Source organism: Streptomyces sp. NPDC001381 (assembly GCF_042895685.1).
Lineage (GTDB): Bacteria > Actinomycetota > Actinomycetes > Streptomycetales > Streptomycetaceae > Streptomyces.
This window is the reverse complement of the sequence record NZ_JBIAWO010000002.1, coordinates 1,122,718-1,138,591: the sequence shown is the minus strand read 5'-3', so window position 1 is coordinate 1,138,591 and position 15,874 is coordinate 1,122,718. Positions and strand designations below refer to the sequence as shown.

The following is a 15,874-nucleotide window of genomic DNA, read 5'->3' as shown; positions in this document are numbered from 1 at the left end:
CCCGAATGGGGACCGCATGTCCCCGCGGGGCGCGGGGCTGTGTCGATCAGCGGCTCCGCCGCGGGGCGCGACCAGCCACGACGGCGCCGCGCCCGAACGACGACCGGAACGCTCAGCCACGAAGACGGGACATGGTCGGGTCGAACAGGGGCTCCTCGCTCACGACCGCCTCGACGCGCTGATCGAAGTAGCCGATGTGGACCACGGCGCCGGGGACGGCGAGCTCCGCCGGGAGCCAGGCGTACGCGATCCCCTTGCCGATCGTGTAGCCGTACGCCGCACTCGTGACGTACCCGACCGCACGCTCACCGTCGAACACCGGCTCCTTGCCCATCACCACCGACCGGGGGTCGTCGATGGTCAGGCAGGTCAGCCTGCGCCGTACATCGGCCTTGCGCCGCTCCAGCGCCTCCTTGCCGACGAAGTCGCCCTTGTCGAGCTTGACGGCGAAGCCGACGCCGGCCTCGTAGGGGTCGTGTTCGTAGGTCATGTCGGTGCCGAAGGAGCGGTAGCCCTTCTCCAGGCGGAGGCTGTTGAAGGCGCCGCGGCCGGCGACGATGCCGCCCAGCGGCTCGGCCGCCTGCCAGAGGGTGTCCCAGAGCTTCTGGCCGAGATCGGCGGTGGTGTACAGCTCCCAGCCGAGTTCGCCGACGTACGACAGCCGCATCGCGGTGACGGGCACGCTGCCGATGTGGGCGCGCTTGGCGCGGAAGTACTTCAGGCCGTCGCCCGAGAAGTCCTCGTCCGTCAGCGGCTGGAGCACCTTGCGGGCCAGCGGGCCCCACAGGCCGACGCAGCAGGTCCCGGGGGTGATGTCGCGGACCTGGACCGTGCCGTCGGCGGGAAGGTGGCGGCTGAACCAGTCGAGGTCGAGGTTGCCGTTGGCGCCGACCTGGAAGAGGTCGCGGGCGAGCCGGGCGACGGTGATGTCGCTGCGGATGCCGCCGTCGTGGTCCAGCAACAGGGTGTACGTCACGGAGCCGACGGACTTGGCGACCTTGCTGGTGGTCAGCCGCTCCAGGAAGTCGCCGGCGCCGGGGCCGGTCACCTCCAGGCGCTTGAGGGCCGTCATGTCGTAGAGCGCGACGGTCTCGCGGGTGCGCTGCGCCTCCGCGCCGACGATCGGCGACCAGTACTGCGCCGCCCAGTCGTTGGGGGTGGGGATGCTGCGGCCCTCGACGAGCGGGGCGTTGGCCTCGTACCACTGCGGGCGCTCCCAGCCGTTCGCCTCCAGGAAGAAGGCGCCGTGCTCCTGCTGGCGGGCGTGGAAGGGGCTCTTGCGGATCGGGCGCGGCTCACCCGAGGGCTGGAGCGGGTGGAGGATGTCGTAGACCTCGACGAAGTTCTGGCAGTCGCGGGCCAGGACGTACTCCGGGGTCAGCTGGTGCGGCTCGAAGCGGTTGACGTCGCACTCGTGCAGGTCGAAGGAGGAGCAGTAGCCGTCGACCAGCCACTCGGCCATCGCCCGCCCGACGCCCGCGGAGTGGGTGACCCAGACCGCCTCGGCGACCCAGAAGCCCTTGACGTCCTGGGACTCGCCGAGCAGCGGGAAGTTGTCGGTGGTGAAGGAGAACAGGCCGTTGATGCCCTCCTCGACCTTCGCCTCCTTCGTGGCGGGCAGGAGGGACCGGGTCTCCGTCCAGGCGTCCTCGAAGTCCTCCTCGGTGAACTTCAGGACCGAGGGCATGGACTCGGCCTCGTCGACGGAGAGGATCTCGTCGGCGGTGATGGGCATCGGGCGGTGGCCGTAGTAGCCGATGCCGAGGCCGTCGAAGCGGTCGCGGTAGTAGAGGTCGGCGTCCTGGTGGCGCAGGATCGGGCGGACGGCCTCCTCGGTCTGGCCGGCGAGGGCGGGGACGGGGCCGGTCCAGGCGAGCTGGTGGGCGAGCGGGGTGAGCGGCAGGTTCATGCCGACCATACGGGCGATCTTCGGGCCCCAGATGCCCGCGCAGCACACGACGATGTCGGCGGGGATCTCGCCCTGGTCGGTGAGGACGCCGGTCACCTCGCCGTCGGTCTGCCGGACGTCGAGGACCTCGTGGCGGGCCAGGAAGGTCACGCCGCGCTCGGTGGCCCGCCGGATCTGGGCCTCGACGGCGAGGACGGCCTTGGCGAGGCCGTCGGTGGGGACGAGGAGGCCGCCGAGGACCTTGTCGCGGTTGACGAGGGGGTGCCGCTCGACGCACTCGTCGGGGGTGAGCAGGCGCGCCTCGATGCCCCAGGCGGTGACCCAGCCGTGCCGGCGGTGGAGTTCGGTGAGGCGCTCGGGGGTGGTGGCCACTTCGAGGCCGCCGACCTGGAGGAAGCAGGGCTTGCCGTCGACGTCGAGGGAACAGAACTTCTCGACCGTGTAGCGGGCCAGCTCGGTCATGGTCTTGGAGGAGTTCGTCTGGAAGACCAGGCCCGGGGCGTGTGAGGTGGAGCCCCCGGTGGCGGGGAGCGGGCCCTGGTCGACCACGGTCACTTCGGTCCAGCCTCGCGCGGAGATCTCGTCGGCCAGGGCCGCTCCCACGACGCCCGCTCCGATGATCACCACTCGGGGTCCCGCCATCGCCGCACCTCCGAATCAAACCGGCCCAGCCGGTTCAGTTGCTGTCTGCGCAACAAGGTTCAGGTTGCGCAACTCAATGTGCCCGCCTCGGGGAGGGGGTGTCAAGGGGTCCGTGACGTCGGAAAACAGGCGGAAACACGGCCCTGGCACGGGCCCGGACACGGCAATGCCCGGCGGGCGGTGCGCGCAGGTGCGCACCGCCCGCCGGGCATGTTCGACCGCCCTGGAGCCGGGGCTACTTCAGCCAGGCCTTGACCTTGTCGGGGTTGGCCTCGACCCACTTCTTCGCCGCCGCGTCGGCCGTCATCTTGTCGACCGCGATGTACTTCGCCACGGTGTTCTGGTCGTCGTTCGTCCAGGAGAAGTTCTTCACCAGGTCGTAGGCGGGACTGCCGGACTTGGCGAACTTCGCGCTGACGATCTTGTCCAGGTCGTAGACGGGGTAGTCGCAGGCGACCTTGGCCGCGTCCGCGTCACAACCGGACGTGTACGCCGGCAGGTTCACCTTGACCAGCGGAACCTCGGAGAGGAACCACTGCGGCTCGTAGAAGTAGCCGATCACCCATTCCTTGTTCTTCTCCGCCTTGCGGAAGGCCTGGATGAGCGCGGTCTCGCTGCCCGCGTACACCACCTTGAAGTCCAGCTTCAGATTCTTCACCAGCGCCTCGTCGTTGGTGACGTACGACGGGTCGCCGTCGAGGAGCTGGCCCTTGCCGCCCGACTCGGAGGTCTTGAACTCGGCCGCGTACTTGTTGAGGTTCTTGTAGTCGGTGATGTCCGGGTGGGCCTTGGCCAGCCACGGGGGCACGTACCAGCCGATGATGCCCTTGTTGCCGGTGGAGCCGGCCGCCACGGCGGTCTTCTGCGTGGTGATGTACTTCTTCTTCAGATCGTCGTGGCCCCAGTTCTCCAGGACGGCGTCGACCTCACCGGTCCCGAAGCCCTGCCAGGCGATCTCCTCCTTGAGGTCCTTCTTGTTGACCGTGCAGCCGAGGTCGTGCTCCGCGACGTACGCGACGACCGCCGCGTCCGCCTCGTAGCCCACCCACGGGTTGACCGCGAGGTTGAAGGTGCCGCACTTGCCGGAGCCGCCCGAGCTGTCCGAGCCCGAGGAGTCCGCGCCCACCTTCGCGCCGCCGCACGCGGTGAGGGTGAGGCCGAGGACGGCCAGGCCGGCCGCGCCGGCTCGCCAGTGTCTTGCCATGGTGTCCTGCTCCTTATGCGCTCGCGCGTCGCGCCGCTGCCTGAGTGATCCGGTCGAACATGACTCCGAGCAGTACGATGGCGAGTCCCGCCGCCAGCCCCTTGCCGTACAGCTCGCCCTGCGAGAATCCGGCCACGACGTCGTAGCCGAGGGCGCCCGCCCCTACCAGGCCGCCCACAACAACCATCGACAGCACGTAGATCAGGCCCTGGTTGGTCGCGAGCGTCAGGGCACTGCGTGACATCGGCAGTTGAACCTTGGTGATGATCTGCCAGGTGTTGCACCCGGCGGAGGTGGCCGCCTCCACGGTGGTCTCGGGCACGGCCCGCACCCCGTCGGCGATGATCTTGATGGCCACCGGTGCCGCGTAGACGACGGCGGCGACGATCGCGGTGAAGCGGGTCGCGCCGAACAGCGCCAGGAACGGCACGAGATAGACGAACGGCGGCATCACCTGTGCCGCGTCCAGGGTCGGCCGCAGCACCCGGTCCACGAGCGTGCTGCGGCCCATCCACACCCCGAAGACCATGCCGAGCACCATCACGAGGACCGTGGCGACGAGGGTCGACGCGAGCGTCGTCATCGCGTCCGACCACATGCCCGTGCCGACCAGCAGGCCCACGCAGACGGCCGTGGTGACGCCGGAGCGCACGCCGCCGAGGACGACGGCGAGTGCGACGAGGACCGCGGCCACGACCCACCACGGGGAGTCGGTCAGCAGCGACTGGAACGGGTTGAGCAGGCCGTTGGTGAGGGCGTCGCGGAAGGCGTTGGTCAGACCCGACAGATTGTCCTGGGCCCAGGTCGTCGCCGTGTCGGCCGCGCTCGCGATCGAGCTTCCCGTGCTCCCCTCGCCGGGGAACTCCGCCGCCCACACGTAGGTGTGCGAGAGGTAGACGAGGACCGCCGTGACCGCCGCGCCCACGCCGAGCAGCGGCCGGCGCCACCTGAGGAAGCGGTTCTTCGACCTCCGGGCCGCCTCCTGGCGGGCGCTGGCCGCGGTGGTGACCCGGTCCAGGACGATCGCCATGACGACGATGGCCAGCCCCGCGTTGAAGGCCGTGCCGACGTCGAGCGACTGCAGGGCCTGGACGACGGTCTTGCCGAGGCCGGGTGCGTCGATCAGGGCGGCGATGGTGACCATGGCGAGCGCGGCCATGATCGACTGGTTGACGCCCATCACCACGGTCCGCTTGGACATCGGCAGCAGCACCTTCAGCAGGGCCTGCCGCCGGGTCGCGCCCAGGGACTCGGCCGCCTCGGCGGTGGTCTCGGGCACGGAGCGGAGGGCGTGCGCGGTGATGCGGATGGCCGGCGGGGCCGCGTAGATCGCGGTGGCGATCACGGCCGAGGCGCCGCCGATGAGGAAGAACAGGGTGAGCGGGGCCAGGTAGACGAAGGTCGGCATCGTCTGCATGAAGTCCAGGAAGGGGGTCACGATCCGGTTGAACCGGTCGGACAGGCCCGCCCACACCCCGAGCGGGATCGCGAACAGCAGCGCGACCAGGACCGCGGAGAGGGTCAGGGCCAGGGTGTCCATGCTCTCCTGCCACAGCCCCTGCAGCCCGAAGAACGTGAACCCGGCGACGGCCAGCAGCGCCACCCGCCAGTTGCCCACGGCCCAGGAGACGTAGCCGGCGATCCCGACGACACCGAGCCAGCCGATCTGCGGGACGGGGCGGGCACCGGAGGGCTGGGAGATCAGGTCCTGGACGAAGGTCACCAGGTTGTCGATGACCAGCCGGATCTCGTTGAAGAAGTAGAGGAAGAGCGGGTTGGAGTTGCGGTGGGCGCCGATGGAGTCGTTGACGTCGTTGAACCAGCGGTGCAGACCGGTGAGGTCCGCCGCCGCCAGGGTGAGCGTCTGTCTCCCGCGCAGGACCGCGAAGAGCAGCAGCCAGCCGACGAGGATCGCACCGACGGCCATGGGCCTGCTGATCCTGCGGGCGGCCCTGGCGGGTGCGGCCGGTGCGGCCTTCTCCGTCGTCTCCGGTTTCTCCATGACGACGGCCATCACCTGCCGCCTTCCTGCCCGGCGACGACCGCCAGGATCTCCTCGTCGCCCACGATGCCGAGCAGCTTGCCGTCCTCGACGACCTTGACCGGCTTGTCGGCGGCCAGCACGGCCCGGGTGGCCTCCCGGACCACCACGTCCGGGCCCAGCTCGGGACCGTCCAGTTCGTCGCCGTCCTCGGGGGCCCGCATGATCCAGCGCAGGGTGAGGACGTCACCGCGCGGCACGTCCTTGACGAACTCGCGTACGTAGTCGTCGGCCGGGGCGCCCACGAGTTCGTCGCCGGTGCCGCACTGGACCATCTTGCCGTCGCGCATGATGAGGATGCGGTCGCCCAGCTTGAGGGCCTCGGCGAGGTCGTGGGTGATGAACACCATGGTCTTGCCGACCTCGTGGTGGAGGCGGATGACCTCGTTCTGCATGTCCCGGCGGATCAGCGGGTCCAGCGCGGAGAACGGCTCGTCGAAGAAGAGGACGTCCGGGTCCCCGGCCAGGGCGCGGGCGAGGCCGACGCGCTGCTGCATACCGCCGGAGAGCTGGTCCGGGTAGGAGTTCTCGTAGCCGGCGAGGCCGACCAGCTCGACGACCTCCAGGGCCCGCCGGGTGCGCTCGGCCCGGCTCATGCCGCGGATCTCCAGGCCGAAGGCCACGTTGTCCACCACACGGCGGTGGGGCAGCAGCCCGAAGTGCTGGAAGACCATGGAGAACTTGCGGCGCCGCAGGTCGCGCAGGTGCTTGTCGTCGGCCTGGCGGATGTCCTGGCCCTCGAAGACGACCTCGCCGGAGGTGGGTTCGATCAGCCGGGTCAGACAGCGCACCAGGGTGGACTTGCCGGAGCCGGACAGGCCCATGACGACGAACACCTCGCCCTTGCGGACGTCGAAGTTCACGTCGCGTACGGCCGCGGTGCATCCGGTGCGGTCCATCAGCTCGCGGCGGGTGAGGCCGCACAGCTCCTCGGAGCCCGGTACCCGGTCGGCCTTCGGCCCGAACACCTTCCACAGATTGCGCACGGAGATGACCGGAGTGCCCTCCGCGTCCTGGGGCGTGCCGCGCCGCTGCGGCACCTCGGTCTGTGTGGGGGTCACGATCGACCTCTTTTCGGCGTTCAGCCGCGGAACCAGTGCTGCGGCCGGGGTTGGATGTTCTGCCAGATGTGCTTGGGCTCTCGGTACTCGTTCAGGCCGGTCGGTCCCAGCTCCCGGCCCACGCCCGAGTGCCCGAAGCCACCCCATTCCGCTTGCGGCACATAGGGGTGGTAGTCGTTGATCCACACGGTGCCGTGGCGCAGCCGCCGGGCGACCCGCTGGGCCCTGCCCGCGTCCTGCGTCCAGACGGCCCCGGCGAGGCCGTACTCGGTGTCGTTGGCGATGCGGACGGCGTCGTCCTCACCGGTGAAGCGCTCCACGGTCAGCACGGGTCCGAAGGACTCCTCGTGCACCACGCGCATGTCCTGCCGGCACTCGTCGAGGACGGTCGGCGGGTAGTAGTGGCCGTTCGCGAGGGCGGGGTCGGCGGGGCGCTCACCGCCGCAGCGCAGGACGGCGCCCTCGGCGAGGCCCGCGGCGACGTACGCCTCGACCTTGGCCAGGTGCTGGGCGGAGATCAGCGCCCCGGTCTCGGCGTCGGGGTCGAAGGGTCCGCCGAGGCGGATCCGCCGGGCCCGGCGCACGACCTCGTCGACGAAGGCGTCGTGGACGGAGTCCTCGACGATCAGGCGGGCGCCGGCCGAGCAGACCTGCCCGGAGTGCAGGAAGACGGCCGTGAGGGCGAAGTCCACGGCCGTCTCGAAGTCGGCGTCGGCGAAGATCACGTTGGGGTTCTTGCCGCCGAGTTCCAGCGCCACCTTCTTCACGGTCGCCGCGGCGGTTGCCATGATCCGTTTGCCGGTCTCCAGACCGCCGGTGAAGGAGACCAGGTCGACGGCCGGGTCCTCGGAGAGCGGGGCGCCGGCCTCGGGGCCGGTGCCCAGGACGAGGTTGCCGGCGCCGGCCGGGAGCCCGGCCTCCTCCAGCGCCTTCAGCAGCAGGATCGAGGTGGAGGGGGTGAGCTCGCTGGGCTTGAGGACGAAGGTGTTGCCCGCGAGCAGGGCGGGGGCGACCTTCCAGGACGCCTGGAGGAGGGGGTAGTTCCAGGGGGTGATCAGGCCGCAGACCCCGACCGGCTCGTACACGACGCGGCTGACGGCGTCGTCGCGGCCGGTGTCGATCACACGGCCGGCGTCGGTTCCGGCGAGGCCCCCGTAGTATCGGAAGCAGGAGACGACGTCGGCGATGTCGTACTCGCTCTCCACCAGCCGCTTGCCCGTGTCCAGCGACTCGGCGCGGGCGAACGACTTGGCGTCGCGCTCGACGATGTCGGCGGTGCGCAGCAGCAGCGCTCCGCGGTCGCGCTCGGGGGTGTGCGGCCAGGGGCCCTCGTCGAAGGCGCGTCGGGCCGCGGCGATCGCCGCCTCGGTGTCGGGACGTGTCCCTTCCGATACGGACGCGCTGAGCGTGCCGTCGGCGGGACATCGGATCTCCCGGAGGCCTCCGGCCACCGGATCCCGCCATTCACCGTCCACATACAGATCTGCCACGCGCCAAGCCCTTCAGCCGAAATGCGTTGCGCATCGTGCATCCAATTGCTTGTGGTGGAACACCCTGGCCAATGTGCGGACATACGTCAAGAGGTTGGCGGATGACGATTTCACAAGGGGCCGCTCGACCCTTCTCTCTTGACCAAGAGCCCCATCCCGCCCAAGTATGTTGCGTATCGCTCACCGAGTTGTGCATTACGCATCGACGGAGGTCGTCATGTCCCCTCGACCGCAGCCTGGCCGTGAGTACGTCCTCACCCTTTCGTGTCCGGACAGCGCGGGACTGGTTCACGCCGTGAGCGGCTTTCTCGTCCGCAACTCCGGAAACATCCTGCAGAGCCAGCAGTTCGACGACCGGCTCCAGGGCCGTTTCTTCATGAGGGTCCACTTCGACGTGTCCGATCCAACCGCCGGTCTGGAAAATCTGCGTTACCGGTTCGGTCCCGTGGCGGAGGCCTATCGGATCTCCTGGACCCTGCGGGACGCGTCGACGCCGACGCGGACGCTCATCATGGTGTCCCGCTTCGGCCACTGCCTGAACGATCTGCTGTTCCGCCGGCGCACGGGCGCCCTCAACATCGAGATACCGGCGATCGTCTCCAACCACCGTGACTTCGAAGGTCTGGCGCAGACCTACGGCATCCCGTTCCACCACATCCCGGTGACCAGGGACACCAAGGCCGAGGCCGAGGCGCGGCTGCTCGAGCTGGTGCGGGAGCTGGACGTCGACCTGGTGGTGCTCGCCCGCTACATGCAGATCCTCTCGGACGACCTGTGCAAGCAGCTGGAAGGGCGGGCCATCAACATCCACCACTCCTTCCTCCCCAGCTTCAAGGGCGCGAAGCCCTACGACCAGGCCTACGACCGCGGGGTGAAGCTGGTCGGCGCGACGGCGCACTACGTGACACCGGACCTGGACGAGGGGCAGATCATCGAGCAGGACGTGGTCCGGGTGGACCACTCGCTCGACCCCGGGGAGCTGGTCACGGTCGGCCGGGACGTGGAGGCCCAGGTGCTGGCGCACGCGGTGAAGTGGCACAGCGAGAGCCGGGTGATGGTGGACGGCAACCGGACGGTGGTCTTCCGCTGAGCGGGCGCACAGGGGGCGGGGCTGGTCTTCCAGCCCCGCCCTTTCCGTATACGGTTCTCCGTCAGCCACCGAGCCGGTCCAGCAGAGTCCGCCGCCACCTCTCCGTCTCGGCGATCTGGTTGAAGGTGAACAGGTGCAGGCCCGCCACGCCCGCCCCCGGGGCCGTGAGGGCCGCCTCCGTGCGGCGCAGCAGCCGCTCGGGCGAGTAGCCGCCGGGCGCGGCGAACCGCAGGAACCACGACGCGTGCTTCGTCAGGAAGCGCGCCGACTCCCCCACGCCGATCTTCGTCGCCATCGCCATCAGCTTCGCCCGCTGCACGGGCCCGGCGACACCCACGTGGACCGGGAGCACCACGTCCCGGCGCCGTACCCGGGCGATCCACTCCCCCAGCACGCGCGGATCGAAGCAGAGGTTGCTCACGATGTACGTGGCGTGCTCGCGCTTGTCCCACATCGCCTGGACGGTGACGTCGTCGTGGATGAGGGGATGGCTCTCGGGGTAGCCGGTGATGCCCACCCGGGCGAAGGGACTGCCCAGCTCGCCCAGCCTGCGCAGCACGGGCAGGGCACCCTCGTAGGGCCCGGCGGGCGGGTCCGCGTCGCCCGCGGGGACGAAGACGTCGTCCACGCCGGCCTCGCGGAGCCGGCCGGCGACCTCCTTGAGGTGGGCGTCGTCCCGCAGCAGCCGCGCGGGCACGTGCGGGACGACGCGGTAGCCGTGCGCCGCGAGCCGGGTGGTGAGACCGAGGGTCGGTTCCAGGCCCTTGACCGGCGACGCCGTCACGGTGACGACGACGTCGCGCGGGACATGGGCGAGGACCTTGTCCTCGGTCGCCTTCGCGGGCAGCACCTCGTAGCGGACGTGTTCCAGCAGCGTCCGCAGCCCTTCGGCGGCCAAGGTCTACCCGGCCTGCTGCTGGGCGTCGCGGTGGCGGTAGTACGCGGCCTTGGACGGGGCCAGGGGCTCCTTGCCGAGGATCAGGTCGGCGGCCTTCTCGGCGATCATCATCACCGGGGCGTAGATGTTGCCGTTGGTGACGTACGGCATGACCGAGGCGTCGACCACCCGGATGCCCTCGAGGCCGTGCACGCGCATGCTGGCGGGGTCGACGACGGACATGGCGTCGGTGCCCATCTTGCAGGTGCACGACGGGTGCAGGGCCGTCTCGCCGTCCTTGGCGACCCAGGCGAGGATCTCCTCGTCGGTCTCCACGGACGGGCCGGGCGAGATCTCGCCGTCGTTGTAGGGGGCGAGGGCGGGCTGGTTGAGGAGCTTGCGGGCCACCCGGATCGCCTCGACCCACTCGCGGCGGTCCTGCTCGGTGGAGAGGTAGTTGAAGCGCAGGGCCGGGTGCTCGCGCGGGTCCTTGCTCCTGATCTTCACGGAGCCGATGGCGTCGGAGTACATGGGCCCGACGTGGACCTGGTAGCCGTGGCCGCCGGCCGGCACGGAGCCGTCGTAGCGGACCGCGATGGGCAGGAAGTGGAACATCAGGTTGGGGTAGTCCACGTCCTCGTTGCTGCGGGCGAAGCCGCCGGCCTCGAAGTGGTTGGTGGCGGCCGGACCCTTGCGGAAGAGCCACTGGAGCCCGATGAAGGGGGCGCGCCACTTCGCCAGGTACGGCTGCATGGAGACGGGCTGCTTGCAGGCGTACTGGATGTAGACCTCGAGGTGGTCCTGCATGTTCTCGCCGACACCCGGGAGGTCGTGGACCACGTCGATGCCGAGGGCGCCCAGTTCCCCGGCGTTGCCGACGCCGGAGAGCTGCAGCAGCTGCGGGGAGTTGATCGCGCCGCCGCAGAGGATGACCTCCTTGGCCCGGACCTGCTGGAGTGCGCCCCTGCCGCGCTGGTACTCGACACCGACGGCCTTCTTGCCCTCGAAGAGGACGCGGGTGACGAGGGCACGGGTCTTCACCGTCAGGTTGGGCCGCTTCCTGGCGGGCTTGAGATACGCCTTGGAGGCCGAGAGCCGGCGCCCGCGGTGGACATTCCGGTCGAACCTGGCGAAACCTTCCTGCCGATAGCCGTTGACGTCGTCGGTGGGCGCGTAGCCCGCCTCCTGGGTGGCCTTGAGGAAGGCTTCGAAGAGGGGGTTGGTGGCCGGCCCGCGTTCGAGGACGAGAGGCCCGTCGTGGCCGCGGAACTCGTCGTCCGGGTCGGCCGCGAGGCAGTTCTCCATCCGGCGGAAGTACGGCAGGCAGTGCGCGTAGTCCCAGGTCTCCATGCCCGGATCTGCGGCCCAGCGTTCGTAGTCCATGGGGTTGCCGCGCTGGAAGATCATGCCGTTGATGCTGCTGGAGCCGCCGAGGACCTTGCCGCGCGCGTGGTAGATGCGCCGGCCGCCCATGTGGGGCTCGGGCTCGGACTCGTACTTCCAGTCGTAGAACCGGCTGCCGATCGGATAGGTCAGCGCGGCGGGCATGTGGATGAACACGTCCCACGGGTAGTCGGACCGGCCGGCCTCCAGCACCAGGACCCGGTGGGAGGGGTCCGCGGAGAGCCGGTTCGCCAGTGCGCTGCCGGCCGATCCACCGCCGACGATGACGAAGTCGTATTGCAGGGAAGCCATGGTGCCTCGTCTCGCTCGCGCCACAGATACGCGAGGCATGCTAGTACCAGTAGCGCTATGCGCACTAGGTTGCGGTCCACGCAACTTACGTGGCCTTCATTTCCATCCGGTTACTTGCACAGGTGTTGTTTACTGCGCGTATAGTTTCGCTGTGAGCAACTACAGCACAGACACCGAAACGACGACCGCGCAGTCCGGCGGAGTGCAGTCGGTCGACCGCGCCATCAGCGTGCTGGAAATCCTGGCCCAGCGCGGCGAGGCGGGCGTCAGCGAAGTGGCCGCCGAGATCGATGTTCACAAGTCCACCGCGTTCCGCCTGCTCGGCGCCCTGGAGGCGCGCGGTCTGGTGGAGCAGGCGGGCGAGCGCGGCAAGTACCGGCTCGGTTTCGGCATCGTACGCCTGGCCGGCGCGGTCACGGGTCGCCTCGACCTCACCCAGCAGGGCCGGCCGGTCTGCGAGCGGCTCGCGGAGGAGCTCGGCGAGACGGTCAACATCGCGGTCATGCAGGAGCACTACGCGATCAACCTGTACCAGGTCCGCGGTCCGGCGGCCGTCGCCGCGCACAACTGGGTCGGGGAGCTGACCCCGCTGCACGCGACGTCGAGCGGCAAGATCCTGCTGGCGCACCTGCCCACCAAGGAGCGGGCCGCGCTGCTGGCCGCGGCCGGCCTGGAGAAGGTCACCCCGCACACGATCACCGCGAAGGCGAAGCTGGAGAAGAACCTCGCCGACGCACGGGAGCGGGGCTACGCCTGGACCCTGGAGGAGCTGGAGATCGGGCTGCACGCGATGGCCGCCCCGATCCGCAACCGGGACGGCGAGGTCATCGCCGCGCTCAGCGCCTCCGGCCCCTCGTACCGCCTCACCGAGGAGCGGCTGCACGAACTCTCCCCGGTCCTGCTCAAGGGCGCGGAGGAGATCAGCCACCGGATGGGCTACCTCGGCTGATCCCTGCCTCCCGGCTACGGGCGGGGGGCGCCCAGGCGCTCGTTCACCCAGTCGTGGAAGGCGCCGATGTGGTGCTCGCTGGGCACGAGCACGCCGCCCTTGGCGTACATCCGGGAGCTCATGCCGGGCTGGGTGCGCTCACAGGCGTCGAAGTCCTGCCGGTTGACCCGGTCGAACAGCTCCACGGACCGGCTGACGTCCTTGCCGCTCTCGACGACGTGCGGGAGGTAGAGCCAGTCGCACTCGACGATGGTGCGGTCGGCGGCCACCGGGTACATCCGGTGGAAGATCACGTGGTCGGGGACGAGGTTGATGAAGACCTGCGGCTTGACGGTGATCGCGTAGTAGCGGCGGTCCTGGTCCTCGGAGACCCCCGGGATGCGGTCGAGGCCCTCGGACCCGTCGACCGTGAAGCCCTGGATCTCCTCGCCGAACTCGGCGCCGTGGCCGACGTAGTACTGGGCCGCGTAGCCGTCCGCGAACTCGGGCAGCACCTCGGTGAGTTCGGGGTGGATCGTGGCGCAGTGGTAGCACTCCATGAAGTTCTCGATGATGAGCTTCCAGTTCGCCTTGACGTCGTAGACGATCCGCCTGCCGACGGAGAGGTTCTCTATGCCGTAGCGCTCGATCGACTCGACGTCGCCGAGGCGGGTGACGACCTCGCCGATGACGTCCTCCTCGAAGGAGGGCGGGTCCTCCGCGAGGCAGACCCAGACGTAGCCGAGCCATTCCCGCACGGCGACGCTCACCAGGCCGTACTCGGTGCGGCCGACGTCGGGCATCTTGGTGAGGTTGGGCGCGGCGACGAGCTTGCCGTTCAGGTCGTAGGTCCAGGCGTGGTACGGACACTGGAAGGCCCGCTTCACCTCACCGGTCTCCTCCGTGCAGATCTTGGCGCCGCGGTGCCGGCAGACGTTGAAATAGGCGCGGACGGAGTTGTCCCGGGCCCGGGTGACGAGGATGCTCTCGCGGCCGACGTCGACGGTGCGGAAGGCGCCGGGCTTGGCCAGTTCGGAGGCGCGCGCGACGCAGAACCACATGGTTTCGAAGATGCGCTCCTGCTCCTGGGCGAAGATCCCCGGATCCGTGTAGGAGGAGCCGGGGAGGGTGGCGATCAGGCTGTCCGGCAGGCTGGTCGAGGTCACGGTGCACTCCTCGGGATACGTCGTGGAGGGGTCATTCACGCGCCGGGAAGAGCGACTCCGGACGGCGTTTGGGTCGGCGGTGTCAAGAGGTGGCGGAGGCGAGCTGCTTGCGCCAGCGGGTGAACAGCCGCGGCTGGTTCATCCCGAGTACGGCGACCGGGGTGCCGGCCCGCCGGTAGACGGCGAGGACGTTGCGCCCGTCTGCGGCGCCCTCCTCGATGGTCACGCTGTCGGCGCCGGCCGCGTGACCGGCGAACTGGATCTTCACGCCGTACTGGTCGGACCAGAAGTACGGTGGCCTGGGCACGCCCGGTTCCACCGCGCCGCCCGCCAGCAGCGTGGCCACGGCGGCTTCGGGGCGCTCGCGCGCGCCGGTCCAGTGCTCGACCCGGCGGTGCACGCCGGCCCGGGGGTCGTACCAGTTGGCGCAGTCGCCGACCGCGACCACCGAGGCCAGGCTGGTGCGGCCGTCGGCACCGCACCTGACGCCGTTGTCGAGGTCGACGCCCGACCCTTCGAGCCAGTCGACGCAGGGGCGGGCGCCCACGCCCACGACGACGGTGTCGGCGGGGAGGGAGCGGCCGTCCTCCAGCAGGACGGCGTCGACACGGGTCTCCCCGCTCAGCCCCTTGACGCCCACACCGCACAGGAGCCGTACGCCGTGGTCCGCGTGCAGGGCGGAGACGAGAGTGCCCATCTCGGCGCCGAGCGGTCCGGCGAGCGGTGTCGGGGCCGCCTCGACGACCGTCACGTCGAGGCCGAGGCCGTACGCGGTGGAGGCCACCTCGGCGCCGATGAACCCGCCGCCGATCACCACCAGCCGCCCGCCGCGGGCGAGTTCGTCGCGCAGGGCGCGGGCGTCGTCCAGGGTGCGCAGGGTGTGCACGCCGGCCAGTCCCGCGGAGCCGGGCAGGGTGCGGGCTGCGGCGCCGGTCGCGAGGACGATGCCGTCGGCCCGTACCTCTCGTCCGTCGGCGAGCCGTACGGCCCGGTCGGCCCGGTCGAGTCCGGTGGCGCGGGCGCCGAGCAGCCACTCCGCGCCCAGGTCCTCGTCGTCCGCCTCCAGCGCGAGGTCCGCTTCGCCGAGGGTGCCGGCCAGGAACTCCTTGGACAACGGGGGCCGGTCGTAAGGGCGGTGGAGTTCGTCGCCGATGACGACGAGCCGCCCGTCGTAGCCCTGCTTCCGCAGCGAGCGCGCCGCCGACAGCCCGGCCAGCGAGGCGCCCACCACGGCGACGCTCCTCACGCGGGTCCCCCGGCGAGCCGGGACGCGAGGCAGGGCGGGAGGTTCGGGGCCTCGGTCGACACCTTGACGTAGATCATGCCGTCCTCGACGACGACCTCGTGGGTGCGGACCGGGAGCTTGGCCGGCGGGGCGTCGACGGCGCCGGTCCGCAGGTCGAACTTGGAGGCGTGCAGCGGGCATTCCACCTCGCAGCCCTCCAGCCAGCCGTCGGCGAGCGAGGCGTCCTGGTGGGTGCAGGTGTCGTCGATGGCGAAGACCTCGCCGTCGTCGGTGTGGAACACCGAGACCGGCGGGTCGATGTCGAGCCGGTGGGCCTCGCCTCGCGGGAGATCCGCGAGACGGCACGCGGGAATCATCATGACACCTCGGTGCGTATAGCGAAACGGATTGCGGTAAGCGCAACATCAGTCTGGGGTCGCCCTGAACCCTTGTCAAGGCGTCCAAAGGACCGCTTCGGACCGGTCCGCCGCACGCCTCCGGGGCAGCTCGAAACGCCCGCACCACCTGCGGGAACAGGGGGTGCGG

12 protein-coding genes are annotated in these 15,874 nt (G+C 70.1%); 2 read left to right on the top strand and 10 right to left on the bottom strand.

Annotation, left to right across the window (positions count from 1 at the left end):
- Window positions 1-112: 112 nt before the first annotated feature.
- The 5 genes from ACFY2L_RS12050 to ACFY2L_RS12030 form a co-directional block, all read right to left on the bottom strand.
- Window positions 113-2,551 carry an FAD-dependent oxidoreductase gene (locus ACFY2L_RS12050; protein ID WP_390822188.1) on the bottom strand — a complete coding sequence of 813 codons (2,439 nt, stop codon included), beginning with the start codon at window positions 2,549-2,551 and terminating at the stop codon, window positions 113-115.
- Between the two features lie 235 nt (window positions 2,552-2,786).
- Window positions 2,787-3,755, bottom strand: coding sequence for an ABC transporter substrate-binding protein (locus ACFY2L_RS12045; RefSeq protein ID WP_390656807.1), 969 nt, complete (start codon window positions 3,753-3,755; stop codon window positions 2,787-2,789).
- A gap of 13 nt (window positions 3,756-3,768) precedes the next feature.
- A complete protein-coding gene (locus tag ACFY2L_RS12040; protein WP_390656806.1) occupies window positions 3,769-5,769 on the bottom strand; it encodes an ABC transporter permease in 2,001 nt (666 codons plus the stop codon).
- On the bottom strand, window positions 5,769-6,857 hold the full coding sequence (locus ACFY2L_RS12035; protein ID WP_390656805.1) for a glycine betaine/L-proline ABC transporter ATP-binding protein: 1,089 nt from the start codon (window positions 6,855-6,857) through the stop codon (window positions 5,769-5,771). Before ACFY2L_RS12035 ends, ACFY2L_RS12040 begins: the two co-directional genes overlap by 1 nt.
- A 20-nt stretch (window positions 6,858-6,877) precedes the next feature.
- A complete protein-coding gene (locus ACFY2L_RS12030) occupies window positions 6,878-8,347 on the bottom strand; it encodes an aldehyde dehydrogenase family protein (protein WP_390656804.1) in 1,470 nt (489 codons plus the stop codon).
- Between the two features lie 217 nt (window positions 8,348-8,564).
- Here ACFY2L_RS12030 and purU point away from each other — a divergent pair, with 217 nt between their 5' ends.
- Window positions 8,565-9,437: a formyltetrahydrofolate deformylase gene (purU, locus tag ACFY2L_RS12025; RefSeq protein WP_390656803.1), complete on the top strand. Its 873-nt coding sequence runs from the start codon at window positions 8,565-8,567 to the stop codon at window positions 9,435-9,437.
- Window positions 9,438-9,498: 61 nt separating this feature from the next.
- Here purU and ACFY2L_RS12020 read toward each other — a convergent pair whose 3' ends face one another.
- Window positions 9,499-10,335, bottom strand: a complete 837-nt coding sequence (locus ACFY2L_RS12020; protein ID WP_390656802.1) for a 5,10-methylenetetrahydrofolate reductase — start codon at window positions 10,333-10,335, stop codon at window positions 9,499-9,501.
- 3 nt (window positions 10,336-10,338) lie between these two features.
- The gene (gene betA, locus ACFY2L_RS12015; RefSeq protein WP_390656801.1) at window positions 10,339-12,009 is read right to left on the bottom strand and encodes a choline dehydrogenase; all 1,671 of its coding nucleotides are present in this window, start codon (window positions 12,007-12,009) and stop codon (window positions 10,339-10,341) included.
- A 202-nt stretch (window positions 12,010-12,211) separates the two neighbouring features.
- Here betA and ACFY2L_RS12010 point away from each other — a divergent pair, with 202 nt between their 5' ends.
- On the top strand, window positions 12,212-12,958 hold the full coding sequence (locus ACFY2L_RS12010) for an IclR family transcriptional regulator (RefSeq protein WP_390657131.1): 747 nt from the start codon (window positions 12,212-12,214) through the stop codon (window positions 12,956-12,958).
- Window positions 12,959-12,972: 14 nt separating this feature from the next.
- On the opposite strand, the gene ACFY2L_RS12005 is transcribed toward ACFY2L_RS12010, so the two are convergent.
- The 3 genes from ACFY2L_RS12005 to ACFY2L_RS11995 all read right to left on the bottom strand — a co-directional run bounded on the left by ACFY2L_RS12005 (window position 12,973) and on the right by ACFY2L_RS11995 (window position 15,708).
- Window positions 12,973-14,103 carry an aromatic ring-hydroxylating dioxygenase subunit alpha gene (locus ACFY2L_RS12005; RefSeq protein WP_390656800.1) on the bottom strand — a complete coding sequence of 377 codons (1,131 nt, stop codon included), beginning with the start codon at window positions 14,101-14,103 and terminating at the stop codon, window positions 12,973-12,975.
- Window positions 14,104-14,185: 82 nt separating this feature from the next.
- Window positions 14,186-15,349 (bottom strand): NAD(P)/FAD-dependent oxidoreductase, encoded by a 1,164-nt coding sequence (locus tag ACFY2L_RS12000; RefSeq protein WP_390822187.1) that lies wholly within the window; start codon window positions 15,347-15,349, stop codon window positions 14,186-14,188.
- Window positions 15,346-15,708, bottom strand: a complete 363-nt coding sequence (locus tag ACFY2L_RS11995) for a bifunctional 3-phenylpropionate/cinnamic acid dioxygenase ferredoxin subunit (protein WP_390656798.1) — start codon at window positions 15,706-15,708, stop codon at window positions 15,346-15,348. The genes ACFY2L_RS12000 and ACFY2L_RS11995 overlap by 4 nt, the downstream gene beginning before the upstream one ends.
- Window positions 15,709-15,874: the final 166 nt, after the last annotated feature.

Bases quoted from the DNA above. Each gene is read 5' to 3' on its own strand.
- ACFY2L_RS12050 (WP_390822188.1), bottom strand. From the start codon at position 2,551: ATGGCGGGACCCCGAGTGGTGATCATCGGAGCGGGCGTCGTGGGAGCG.
- ACFY2L_RS12045 (WP_390656807.1), bottom strand. From the start codon at position 3,755: ATGGCAAGACACTGGCGAGCCGGCGCGGCCGGCCTGGCCGTCCTCGGC.
- ACFY2L_RS12040 (WP_390656806.1), bottom strand. From the start codon at position 5,769: ATGGCCGTCGTCATGGAGAAACCGGAGACGACGGAGAAGGCCGCACCG.
- purU (WP_390656803.1), top strand. From the start codon at position 8,565: ATGTCCCCTCGACCGCAGCCTGGCCGTGAGTACGTCCTCACCCTTTCG.
- betA (WP_390656801.1), bottom strand. From the start codon at position 12,009: ATGGCTTCCCTGCAATACGACTTCGTCATCGTCGGCGGTGGATCGGCC.
- ACFY2L_RS11995 (WP_390656798.1), bottom strand. From the start codon at position 15,708: ATGATGATTCCCGCGTGCCGTCTCGCGGATCTCCCGCGAGGCGAGGCC.